Below are 11377 nucleotides of genomic sequence, written 5' to 3'. Positions count from 1 at the left end.
CCCCCCCCCCCCCCCCCCCCGGCCGCCGGTCAGCCCCGGCGCCGCACCTTCAGGGCATTGTCCGTGCGGGTGGTCGGCCGCCCGTCGGGAGCGTTCTGGATCCGCTCGTGCTCCTCGCTGAGCTGCACCTCCCACTCGTCCTCCGGGAGCGCGAGGGCCGCCAGGACCTCGTCGGGGGTGGGGAAGTGCGCCTCCTCGTGGTCGTGCTCCTCCCAGGCGGGGAATCCGGCGTGCCCGACGATCAGGAGCACCCCGCCCGGCGCCACCGCACCGGACGCCCGCCGCAGGATCCGCTCGCGGAAGATCTCGCCCGGGTGGTGCAGGAACTGCACCGAGACCAGATCGAAGCCGCCCTCGGGGAACGACTCCGCCAGGTCGTGCCACTGCCAGTCGACCCGGTCCGCGACCCCGGCCGCCGCGGCGTGCTCCGCCGCCCGCCCCAGCGCCACCCGCGAGACGTCGGCGGCGGTGACCCGCCATCCCTGCCCGGCCAGCCAGACCGCGTCCGCGCCCTCTCCGCAACCCAGGTCCAGGGCCGTCCCCGGCGTCAGACCGCGGGTCTCGCGGACCAGCACGACGTTGGGGTTCCCGCTCCAGACCTGGTCGCGCTCGGTGTAGAACGTGTCCCAGAACTCGTGGTCCGGGATGGCGGTGCCGCCACTCGTGCCGTTGCCGTGAGCCATGGATGTGCTCCCCTTCTCCGTCGGTGTACGGGAGAGGGTCCGGCGCGGACCTCGCGCAGCGCAAAGTTCGTTGCCGAAACAGCAACGGGAGCCCCGTCCCGACTCCCCGCCCCGCCCGCGCCTTCCGGATCAACCCGCCTCGCGCACCGCCGCGATTCGGCGTGAAGTGGTAACCGCGGGCGGTGTGCGGACCACGGCACTCGCCGTCCACCGGAGAGTCCAGAGAGGAGAGCGTCATGCCGGCAGGTTCCAGCGGCAAGCGGGAGCGCCAGTACGAGCACATCAAGGAGAGCGCCAAGGAGCGGGGTGTTCCGGAACGGCGCGCCGAGGAGGTCGCCGCCCGGACGGTGAACAAGGAACGCGCCCGCGCCGGCGAGGCCCACAGGCCCGGGAAGGTCTCCACCCGCGACCCCAAGTCCGCCTCGCAGCGCGGCGGCGAGCGCTCCGACAAGCGGGCGCAGAGCCCGACCCGGGACCAGCTCTACGAAGAGGCCCGGCGCCAGCACATCGAGGGTCGTTCGTCGATGACGAAGGAGCAGCTCCGCAACGCCCTGGGCCGCTGACCCGGGGCCGGGCGGCGCCGGTCAGATCTCGCCCTCGACCACACCGCCGACGTCGTGGGCGATGTGCACCGCCGCCTCCTCGGCGGACGCGGCGCCGCCGTCGATCCCGACGTCGCGGGCGACGACGTCGTTGCTGCTGCCGCGCCAGAAGCCGTCGTCGTAGCTGACGATCCGGCCGGCGCGCTCGGCGCCCACCTGGTCGTCGTACGGTTCACCCGTCCCGTCCGGCAGGTCGCCGATGCCGTCGCCCTCCGGTGCGCAGACGTCCGGGAGTTCCACGGACAGCCGGTGGGCGAGGGTCTCCCGGTCGTGCTGCTCCTGTGCCGTGGTGCCCTCGTGGTTCACCACGAACGGGCGCTCGGGCGGCGAATAGCCGGTGTCCAGCGCCTCGTCCAGCCCCGGCTCGTCCAGGGCGTCCTCCATGTCGAGGTCGTTGGGGTTGTCCTGGGGGTCGGATCTGGGCGGCTGATAGACCTCGTCGCCCATGGCGTCGTCGGACATTGCCGCCCTCCTCCTCCGCGTCTCCGCGTCCGGTGCGTCGTCGCACCGGGTGTGCCTCGTCCGGGTTGGTGCCTCGTGGTAATTGTCCGTCACCGGACGCGCTCCGGCCTCAGGAGCGCCGGTCCTCCGTCCCCAGCCCCAGGGACTCGGCGATGCCCTGGACGTTGCCGTAGCGGTGGTGCGCGGGCAGCTGCTCGGCCATCGTGACCAGGCGGTCGGGAGCGTGGTTGCGCCGCAGGGTCCGGATGACGTCGTTCCGCTCGGCCGGGTAGAGGCTGCGGCCGAGGTACTGCGCGAGTTCGGAGCGCAGACCGACGTCCTGTTCGGTCATGCCGTGCGGGGTGCCGCCCCGGAAGACGCTCTCCGGCGAGGGCGCGGCCACCGGCTGGTCCTCGCCCGCCGGCTCCAGCTCCCGGTTCTCGTCCGCACGCAGTGAGCGGTCCACCGTCATCTGGCCGCGCAGCTGCTTCTTCATCATGTCGTCCCGGGCGGGACCGGTCTTGTCCATACCGTGTTCCATGACCATCGCTGCCTCCGTTGCCTCCGATTCCAGTCTCCCTGTTCCCCCCGCGGTGACAACACGGAGAACCGGAGGGGCCGCGGCGTACCGGCGCCGGACACGCGAGCGCCCGCCGACCGCGGTGTCCGGGTCGGCGGGCGGTGCCCGCGGGTGTCGGCGTCAGCTCCCGGCTTCGGCGGCCACCGGCTTCGGGATCAGGAACGAGGTCGCGAGGGCCAGCGCCAGGATGACCACACCGGCGATCATGCCCGCGGTGTAGCCGCCGGCCGAGGCCGGGTCGGCGGGGGCGACCGCGGTCTTCACCGCGTACAGGACCGCGAAGCTCAGGCCCGCGCCCAGGTTGAACGCGCCCGCGTTCAGCCCCGGCAGGAAGCCCGGGTTCTCGCTGGGGGAGAGGACGATGCCCAGCCCGTTGAGCACGATGTTCGCCACGCCCGCGTAGGTGATGCCGACGAGGACCGAGGTGACCAGCAGCAGGACATGGGACTGGCTGTGCATGGTCAGCAGCATCAGCACGACCGACCCCGCGGACCCGATGAGGCCGAGCCGCAGGATCCGGCCGTAGCCGAACGTGGCGGCGAGCCGGCCGGCCAGCGGGCCCATGGCCAGCCCGGCGAGCGCGTACGGGGACAGCGTCCACCACGCGGACTGCTCGGCGGACATCCCGAGCCCGGCCTGGGCGTCCTGGGCGAACGCCGGGATCAGGCCGTTCATCACCGCGAACACACCGGTCATGGTGAGCACGGTGGTCAGCAGGGTGGCCCAGGTGCCGCGCTGCTTGAGGTGGTGGGTGGCGACCAGCGGGTGCCCGCTGCGGTTCTCGGTCCGCCAGAACAGCGCGAAGGCGGCCGCGGCCAGCACGACCAGGACGCCGACCAGCGGCCAGTCGGCGGCGGCCAGCTTGCCCGCCTCGTTCAGCGCGATCAGCAGCGCGCCGACCGAGACGACCAGCAGCGCCACGCCGGGCCAGTCCATGCGGGACGCGGTGGGCGCCTTGGACTCCGGGGTCAGGGTGGCGACCAGGGCCGTGGCCAGCGCCGCGACGACCGCCATCGCCCAGAACACCGACTGGAAGCCGTGCTGGTCGGCGAGGTAGCCGCCGGCCAGGGAGTCGACACCGGCGATCCCGCCGTTGACCGCGGTGATCACGCCGAGCAGCGTGCCGTACCGCTTGGGCTCCGTGACCTCGACCCGCAGCATGATCAGGCACAGCGGAACGACCGGACCGCTGACGCCCTGGATGATCCGGCCGGCGAACAGCATCGGGATGCTCGTCGCGAGCGCGGCGACGACACAGCCGACGACCATCAGGCCCAGCATCCCGGCCAGTACCCGGCGCCGGCCGAGGACGTCGCCCAGCCGCGGCAGGAACAGCGAGAACAGCGCCGCCGACGTGAAGAACGCGGTCTGGGTCAGCCCGACCTCGGCGGAGCTGGCACCGAGGGAGTCCTCGATGTTCTTCAGCGCCGGGCTGAGCATGCTGGCGTTCAGCTGGAAGGCGAAGCAGGCCGTGAGCAGTGCGGCGACCAGCACGCCGATGCGCACGCCGGATCCGCCGCCCGCCGTCTCGGCGGGGCGCGGTGTGGTGGAGATGTTCATGCTGCCCGGCCCTCGCCGATCCGCTCCAGGGCGTCCACCACGAGGTTCCAGAACCGCTCGTGGTCGAGCGTGACCGCGACCTGCGTGTGGCAGTCGGCGGGCGCCGGCGCACGGAAGTCCGTCACGGTCATGCCCAGCGTCAGCGCACCGCGCAGCTCGATGTCGACCGGTGCCTTGCGGACGGTCATCACGTCCGGGTCGATGACGTACGCCACCGCGCACGGGTCGTGCACCGGCGGGAACTCGAAGCCCTGGTTCTCCCGGTACGCCGCGCGGAAGAAGTCCAGCAGCTCCAGCACGAAGCGAGCCGGCGCGGTGCCGACCGCGGCGATCTTCGCCTCGACCTCGGGGGTGGCCAGCGCCTGGTGGGTGAGGTCCAGGCCGACCATGGTGACCGGCCACTTCTCGTTGAAGACGATGTGCGCGGCCTCGGGGTCGATGATGATGTTGAACTCGGCGACCGCGCTCCAGTTGCCCTCGTGGTAGCCGCCGCCCATCAGGACGACCTCGCGCACCCGCTCGGCGATCCGCGGCTCCTTGCGCACGGCCATCGCGATGTTGGTCAGCCCGGCCGTCGGAACGATGGTGATCTCGCCCGGCTCGTGGGACATCACGGTGTCGATGATCAGGTCGACCGCGTGCCGGCGGTCCAGCTCGAAGGCGGGCTCGGGCAGTTCGGGCCCGTCCAGGCCGGTCTCGCCATGGATGTCCGGGGCGGTCTCGATGGACCGGACCAGCGGCCGCGGGTTGCCCGCGGCGAACGGCACCCCGGTGATTCCGGCGACGGCCGCCACCGACAGCGCGTTGCGGGTCACCTTCTCCAGCGTCTGGTTCCCGACCACGGTGGTCACCGCGACCAGTTCGATGTCGGGATTGCCGTGCGCCAGGAGCATGGCGATCGCGTCGTCATGCCCCGGGTCGCAGTCGAGGATGATCTTTCTGGCCAACGGGCGAGCCCCTTTGCTCTGCGGAACGGGGTGGTGCGGGTGAACTCGATCTCTGGGCGCGCCGCAGCAGGCTGCTACCTCGGGAAAACGTTCTCCGGAAATTTCGCTCATCACGCGCGGAGATGTCAATGAAGTGTCAATGAAGTGTGAGGGAGCTGACCTGCGCACCCCCTGGTATGCGGAGGCACACAGCTGATACGGATGAGCGCACGCGGTGAAAACGTTTGCCGCCGAATCCGGGACGCTGCCGCCCGTGCGGCACCGGCCCCGTAGTGGAAGGCGCAGCGCCGTGGCCGATGTGACCCTGCGAGACGTCGCACGCGCCGCGGGCTGTTCGGTCGCCACCGTCTCCCGCGTCCTGGCGGGCAACCGCCCGGTCGGTGCGGAGACCGCGCGCACCGTACGGCGGGCCGCCGAGCGTCTGGGCTACCGGCCCAACCACGTCGCCCGCGCGCTGCGCAGCCGCTCCACCGGCATCGTCGGACTCGTCCTGCCGCAGATCACCAACCCGTTCTTCCCGTCCCTCGTACGGGAGTTGGAGCACGCACTGCACGCCGAGGGGCGGGCCGTGCTGCTCGCCGACTGCGACGACGACCCGGAGACCGAGGCCGCCCGGATCGGCGAACTCCTCGACCGCCGGGTCGACGCCCTGCTGCTGATACCGGCCGACGAGCGGCGCAGCCGGGAGGCGGTGCTGGGCGCCGCGGCCCAGGTGCCGGTGGTGCTGCTGGACCGCGGCTGCGGGCCCGGCGTCGCCGACTGGGTCGCGGTCGACAACGCGGCCGGTATGGCCCTGGTGCTGGACCATCTCGCCGCCACCGGACGCCGCCGCCCGTGCTTCGTCGGTGCCGCCGGCACCGCGTCCGCGGCGGTGGAACGCCGGGCGGCCTACGAGGCGGGGGCCGCCGCGCTGGACCCGGCCGCGCCTGAACGCACCCTGCTCGGCGACTTCTCCGCGGCGTGGGGCCGGGCCGCCGTCGACCGGATCTGGCCGTCCCGCCCGGACGCCGTCGTCTGCGCCAACGACCTGATCGCGGCCGGTGCCCTGCAACGGCTGCGCCAACTCGGCGTCGACGTTCCGGGCGAGGTCGCCGTCACCGGCTTCGACGACATCCCGCTCGCCGGCCTCGCCGACCCGGCGCTGACCACCGTCCGCCAGCCGCTCGCCGAACTCGCCGCGGAGGCGGCCCGGTTGCTCGTCCGCCGCCCGGCCGGGGCGACCGTTCCCGGTCCCCGGCAGCCGGTCCGCGCGGTCCGCCTCGCCCCGGAACTGGCCGTCCGGGCATCGAGCGGACGGCCTTCGTGAGCGACCTCTTGACCGTACGCGGTCAGTGAGTAAAGTCTAGACCAATTGGCACACCCTCGCGTCAACCACCCCCCTACGCGAAAGGGTTGACATGGACAAGAAGAGAAGGCTGGCCCTCGCCATAGGCAGCGCACTTGCCCCCCTCCTCGTCGTCACGATGCCGGCCGGCCAGGCCAGCGCCCACGGCTATGTCTCCTCGCCGCCCAGCCGGCAGGCCCAGTGCGCCGCCGGCACCGTCGAGTGCGGACCCATCAAGTGGGAGCCGCAGAGCGTCGAAGGGCCCAAAGGGCTGACCAGTTGCAGCGGCGGCAACAGCCAGTTCGCCGACCTCGACGACGACTCCAAGCCCTGGCAGGTCACCCCGATCGGCAGCACCCAGACCTTCACCTGGCACTTCACGGCACGCCACGCCACCAGCAACTGGCAGTACTTCGCCAACGGCCGGAAGGTCGCCGAGTTCGACGGCGGGGGCGCCCAGCCCCCGGAGGAGATCTCACACACCGTCAACTTCGACGGCGTCACGGGCAGACAGAAGATCCTCGCGGTCTGGAACATCGCCGACACCGCGAACGCCTTCTACGCCTGCATCGACGTGAGCATCGGCGGCTAGGGCCCGTCCCCCTCCGCCCACCGCTCTCCCTTCTCTCCCGCTCTCCCTACCCCTCTCTCCCCTCCCTCCTCCCGCCGCGTCGCCCTGCGCCGCCCCCGGCAGCAGGGCGGCGCCGGTGTCGTGGGCAACCGTTACGATCGGCCCATTCATGGCCGACGCTCGTGGCCGCTGCCAGGAGGAAGAGATGGGTCTGTTCCGCCGAGGACCGAAGCGGGATTCCCGCGACCTCGCACGCGATGAGGAGTTCGGCTTCTTCTCGGAGCGGGAAGGCCGCGCCTTCAGATCACAGGTCCGCCAGGCGTTCGCCGAGCACGGCCTGGAGGTCACCGCCTATGCCGCGGTGGTCACCGACTCCGCGGGCCGCCAGTTCGGCCTGGGCAACCTCGCCGCCGTCTGCCACCGCGACCGCCGCGGCGAGCGCAGCTGGCCCGCGCTGATCCGCGACCACGTCGGCAAGGTGCTGCGCACGATGGACGGCCCCCAGCCGCTGGAGATCCTCTCCGAGGACGAGATCCGGGCCTGCCTCTACCCCCGCGTCGTCGCCCAGGAGACGCTGCCCGCCTCCGACTCCTTCCGCTACGGGCGCGAGCCCGCGCCGGGCCTGCGGGAAGTGCTCGCCCTGGACCTGCCCGAGGCGGTGCAGATGCTGAGCGAGGACTCGCTGACCGACCTGGGGGACGTGGCCGAGCTGCGGATCCGCGCGATGAACAATCTGCGAGCCCTGCCGGTCGAGGGCCACGAGACGGTGCGGCGCGGTGACGGCTCGGCGTTCGAGGTGCTGCTCGGCGACTCCTTCTTCACTGCCAGCAGGGTGCTTGTGCTGGACGACCTGGTCCGGCGCGTCATGGGCACCGGACTCACCTCCGACGGTGCGCTGGTCGCCATGCCGTTCCGCCACCAGCTGGCCTTCCACCGCATCCACGACGCCCAGGTCATCCCGGCCCTCCAGGCGATGGCGCAGTTCGCCGCCGCCGGCCACGAGGACGCGGCGGGCGCGATCAGCCCCAGGGTGTTCTGGTGGCGCCGCGGGGTGATGACACCGCTGAGCGAGCCGGACGGCGACGGCCTGCGTGTGGTGGTCGACACCGAATTCCAGGACATGCTGGAGCGGCTGGTGCAGGACGAGGCGTGAACCCCGGCCGCGCCGGCGGCCCCGGCGCGCGCCGTACGGGGCGCGATCCGCAGCCCCGGAAAAAAATTCCGCAGAATCTTCATGGGGCGGGGAACCCGGGCACCTGCGCACCCGTTCCTGAGGGTGAGGCCCCGCGCCCTCCCCCGTGCGCGGGGCCTCACCAGTGCTCTGCGCGGCCCAGTCCTCTGCGCGGCGCTCACCCCTCGCGGTCGTCGAGCAGCGCCCGCTCCTCGTCGGTGAGGAGCCGCGAGCGGATCAGGAAGCGGACGCCCTCGGGCGCCTCCAGCGAGAAGCCGCTGCCCCGCCCCGGTACGACGTCCACCGTCAGATGCGTATGCCGCCAGCGGGCGAACTGGTCGGCCGACATCCAAAAGCCCACCGGCTCCGGAACCCCCGCCACCGCCAGCCGGGCCAGCAGCACGTCCGCCGCTCCGGTACGGAACTCCCCGGCCGGATAGCACATCGGCGCACTCCCGTCGCAGCAGCCGCCGGACTGGTGGAACATCAGCGGTCCGTGCCGCTCGCGCAGCGACCGCAGCAGTTCCGAGGCGGCGGCGGTGAGCCCGATCCGCGCGGGTTGCCGGTCCATGGTCGTTCCTCTCGTCGCCGGATCCGTCGTCTGGGACCGCCGATGCCGTCACGGAGGCCGTTTCCGGAGGCGCCGACGGGTCCCCGGGGCCGCCGTGACGGCAGGCGGTGGGCCCCAGTCAACCCGTTGCGACGTTGCACGGTGGTTGCACGCCCGCACCCGTGCCATTCGGGGGACGACGGGCGTGGCGCCGGCCCCCGGCCGTTCGTCCGCCGCTACGAAGGGAGCCTTCTCGCACCGGGACGAACCGCCGGTGCGCCGCAGCAGAGCAGCGAAAGGAGCCCCCATGTCCGCGCCGTCCGCGATCGACCACCACGCGACCACCGGGTACAGCCTCCCCCTAGCCTACTGGCTGGCCCAGGCGTCCGACTTGGCCTACAAGGACGAAGCCACCATCGAATCCCAGGCACGAAACTGGGGCTTCGACGAGGTGCGCCACCACCAGACGCGGTTCACCCCGCCGTTTCCGCTAGAGGACACCCAGGCGTACACCGCCGCCAGCGACCACATGATCATCACCGCGTTCCGCGGCACGGAACCGGCGGAGATCCGCGACTGGCTCTCGGACGCCGGCACCACCCCGTGGCCCGGCCCGGCCACCACGGGATATGTGCACTACGGCTTCGCCGAGGCGCTCCAGTCGATCTTCCCGGAGGTCAAGGACACCCTGGCCGATCTGCGCACCGACAACCAGACGGTGTGGTTCACCGGCCACAGCCTCGGCGGTGCGCTCGCCATGCTCGCCGGGGCACGGATGTATCTGGAGGAGCCGCGGCTCCAGGCGGACGGCGTCTACACCTACGGGCAGCCGCGCACCTGCGACCGCGTCCTGGCGGCGGCGTACAACAAGGGCTTCAAGAACCGCATGTACCGCTTCGTCAACAACAACGACATCGTGCCGCAGCTCCCGCCGGAGCCCGTCTACACGCATGTCGAGGCGCTGCGGTACATCGACTCGGACGGCAGGCTCCACGACTCGATGGGCCTGCTGGGCAACCTGGCGGACCGCGCCAAGGGCCTGACCGCCGACGCCTTCGCCCCCGCCACCGCCGGCGTCCGGGACCACTCGATCAAGCGCTACATCGCGGCCATCGAGAACAACCTGTCCTGATGTAGCGTCAGTTGCCGGCGGTGCCGGAACGTCCCCCGACGCATCCGGCGTCCGGGCCGCGAGGGGGACGCGGCCCGGCTCGGGGGTGGTGGGAGCGGTGGCCCGGCCGCATGATCGATCCGGCCTCCGCACCCTCCTGACCTGCCCGCCCGCGGCCTGCTGCGGCGCTCCTTAAGGGAATTCTCACCAGTTCCTCATTCGGTGAATATGGTGGGCCCTTGTCGATCACCGGCAAGCTGGCTGCTTGTGTATCTTTCTGCTCCCTCGCACGGAAACGCGCCCGCGCCGTCCTGGCATGCCGGCGTATCGCTCTTGGACGGCTGGCTGCCGCTGACGATCCAGATCGTCGCCGGAGTGCTGCTCGTTGTGGTCATCGGCTGGCGCACCCCGCGCTGGAGACTGCTGTGGCTGCCCGTCGCGGCCGGTGTCGGCCTGCTCGTCGCGCTGCTGGCGAAGTGGTACGTGGACGCCAACGCGCTCGCCACCGACCCGGCGCCGGTGTCGCTGTGGGTGTGGATCGGGGTCACCGCGGCGGCGCTGGCCGTCGCCGTACTGGGCTGGCGGGGCGCACGCTGGTGGCGGCGAGCGCTGTCGGTGCCGGTGATCCCGCTGGGCCTGCTGTGCACGGGGCTGGTGCTGAACCAGTGGGTGGGCTACTTCCCGACCGTGCAGGAGGCATGGGCGCAGATCAGCGCCGGTCCGCTGCCCGACCAGGTCGACGCCGCGCAGCTGAGCGCGTTGCAGGGCAAGGGCAGCACGATGACCACCGGTCGCGTGGTGGCGGTCAACACCCCTGACACGGCGAGCCACTTCACGCACCGCGAGGAGTATGTGTACCTGCCGCCCGCCTGGTTCAGCGGGGCCCACCATCCGCAGCTGCCCGCGCTGATAATGATCGGGGGCGAGTTCAACACGCCCGCCGACTGGATCCGTACCGGTGGTGCGATCTCGACCATCGACGCCTACGCCAAGGCCCACCACGGACAGGCCCCGATCCTGGTGTTCGCGGACTCGGGGGGCAGTTTCAACAACGACACCGAGTGCGTCAACGGTCCGCGCGGCAACGCCGCCGACCACCTCACCAAGGACGTCCGGTCCTATGTCGTCTCCCACTTCGGCGCCTCCTCCGCCCCGGCCGACTGGGGGGTCGTCGGCTTCTCCATGGGCGGTACCTGCGCGGTCGATCTCGCCGTCATGCACCCGGAGTTGTTCGGCAGCTTCGAGGACATCGCGGGGGACGAGGGCCCGATCGTCGGCACCAAGCAGCTGACCATCAAGGACCTCTACGGGGGCAGCGCGGCGGCGTGGGCGAAGTTCGACCCGCTGACCGTGATGGCGGCGCACGCCCCCTACACCGACACCGCGGGCTGGTTCGACAACAGCAGCTCCGGCGACCGGCCCGGTGGACCGGGACGGCGCGGCGGACCGAACAACGGCCATGGCGGAAAGGGCGGTTGGCAGGGCGGACACGGCGGGCAGCACCGGCACGGCGGCACCATGAGCCGGCCGGGCCCCATGGGCTTCGGCGGCCGGGACATCCCCGGCGACGGGATGGGCGGCCAGACGGCCGACGCGCAGAAGCTCTGCGCCGCCGCCGGCAAGAAGGGAATCTCCTGCACCCTGCACTACCAACCCGGCGGCCACACCTGGCAGTTGGCGTCCGGCGCCTTCTCCGCCGCGCTTCCCTGGCTGGCCGAGCGCGTCCACACACCGACCGGATCGGCCGGCGCGTAGGCCCCGGCCGATCCGGAACCCCCGTACGGCACCGAGCAAAGAAACACACCCAACCAATTCCCCCCCAGAGGGGGGGGGGCTT

General features: G+C 71.9%; 12 protein-coding genes. 6 read left to right on the top strand and 6 right to left on the bottom strand.

Annotation, left to right across the window (positions count from 1 at the left end; translation table 11 throughout):
• Window positions 1-29 precede the first annotated feature (29 nt).
• Window positions 30-683: a class I SAM-dependent methyltransferase gene (locus tag ACO1BR_RS34785; protein ID WP_426799098.1), complete on the bottom strand. Its 654-nt coding sequence runs from the start codon at window positions 681-683 to the stop codon at window positions 30-32.
• A gap of 236 nt (window positions 684-919) precedes the next feature.
• Between ACO1BR_RS34785 and ACO1BR_RS34780 the strand changes: the two genes are divergently transcribed.
• A complete protein-coding gene (locus ACO1BR_RS34780) occupies window positions 920-1246 on the top strand; it encodes a plasmid stabilization protein (RefSeq protein WP_426799097.1) in 327 nt (108 codons plus the stop codon).
• 21 nt (window positions 1247-1267) lie between these two features.
• On the opposite strand, the gene ACO1BR_RS34775 is transcribed toward ACO1BR_RS34780, so the two are convergent.
• The 4 genes from ACO1BR_RS34775 to ACO1BR_RS34760 form a co-directional block, all read right to left on the bottom strand.
• Window positions 1268-1747, bottom strand: coding sequence for a DUF5709 domain-containing protein (locus tag ACO1BR_RS34775; RefSeq protein WP_426799096.1), 480 nt, complete (start codon window positions 1745-1747; stop codon window positions 1268-1270).
• Window positions 1748-1856: 109 nt separating this feature from the next.
• A complete protein-coding gene (locus ACO1BR_RS34770; protein WP_159506908.1) occupies window positions 1857-2273 on the bottom strand; it encodes a DUF2795 domain-containing protein in 417 nt (138 codons plus the stop codon).
• 153 nt (window positions 2274-2426) lie between these two features.
• The gene (locus tag ACO1BR_RS34765) at window positions 2427-3866 is read right to left on the bottom strand and encodes an MFS transporter (protein ID WP_426799095.1); all 1440 of its coding nucleotides are present in this window, start codon (window positions 3864-3866) and stop codon (window positions 2427-2429) included.
• Entirely contained in the window at window positions 3863-4813 is a 951-nt protein-coding gene (locus ACO1BR_RS34760; RefSeq protein WP_426799094.1) for a nucleoside hydrolase, read from the bottom strand. Before ACO1BR_RS34760 ends, ACO1BR_RS34765 begins: the two co-directional genes overlap by 4 nt.
• A gap of 289 nt (window positions 4814-5102) precedes the next feature.
• On the opposite strand from ACO1BR_RS34760, the gene ACO1BR_RS34755 reads away from it, so the two are divergent.
• The 3 genes from ACO1BR_RS34755 (at window position 5103) to ACO1BR_RS34745 (ending at window position 7861) form a co-directional block, all read left to right on the top strand.
• Entirely contained in the window at window positions 5103-6119 is a 1017-nt protein-coding gene (locus ACO1BR_RS34755; RefSeq protein WP_426799093.1) for a LacI family DNA-binding transcriptional regulator, read from the top strand.
• 91 nt (window positions 6120-6210) lie between these two features.
• The gene (locus ACO1BR_RS34750) at window positions 6211-6729 is read left to right on the top strand and encodes a lytic polysaccharide monooxygenase auxiliary activity family 9 protein (RefSeq protein ID WP_426799092.1); all 519 of its coding nucleotides are present in this window, start codon (window positions 6211-6213) and stop codon (window positions 6727-6729) included.
• 184 nt (window positions 6730-6913) lie between these two features.
• Complete coding sequence (locus ACO1BR_RS34745) at window positions 6914-7861, top strand: hypothetical protein (protein WP_426799103.1); 948 nt, start codon at window positions 6914-6916, stop codon at window positions 7859-7861.
• Between the two features lie 196 nt (window positions 7862-8057).
• Here ACO1BR_RS34745 and ACO1BR_RS34740 read toward each other — a convergent pair whose 3' ends face one another.
• Window positions 8058-8450, bottom strand: coding sequence for a DUF779 domain-containing protein (locus tag ACO1BR_RS34740; protein ID WP_426799091.1), 393 nt, complete (start codon window positions 8448-8450; stop codon window positions 8058-8060).
• A 286-nt stretch (window positions 8451-8736) separates the two neighbouring features.
• Between ACO1BR_RS34740 and ACO1BR_RS34735 the strand changes: the two genes are divergently transcribed.
• Together ACO1BR_RS34735 and ACO1BR_RS34730 are read left to right on the top strand one after the other, a co-directional pair.
• On the top strand, window positions 8737-9561 hold the full coding sequence (locus ACO1BR_RS34735) for a lipase family protein (protein ID WP_426799090.1): 825 nt from the start codon (window positions 8737-8739) through the stop codon (window positions 9559-9561).
• Window positions 9562-9873: 312 nt separating this feature from the next.
• Window positions 9874-11295, top strand: coding sequence for an alpha/beta hydrolase (locus ACO1BR_RS34730; RefSeq protein ID WP_426799089.1), 1422 nt, complete (start codon window positions 9874-9876; stop codon window positions 11293-11295).
• Window positions 11296-11377: the final 82 nt, after the last annotated feature.

The organism is Streptomyces sp. YGL11-2, assembly GCF_050054615.1.
Taxonomy (GTDB): domain Bacteria; phylum Actinomycetota; class Actinomycetes; order Streptomycetales; family Streptomycetaceae; genus Streptomyces.
The sequence above is the reverse complement of the archived record's forward strand: the minus strand, read 5'-3'. Positions and strand labels throughout refer to the sequence as shown.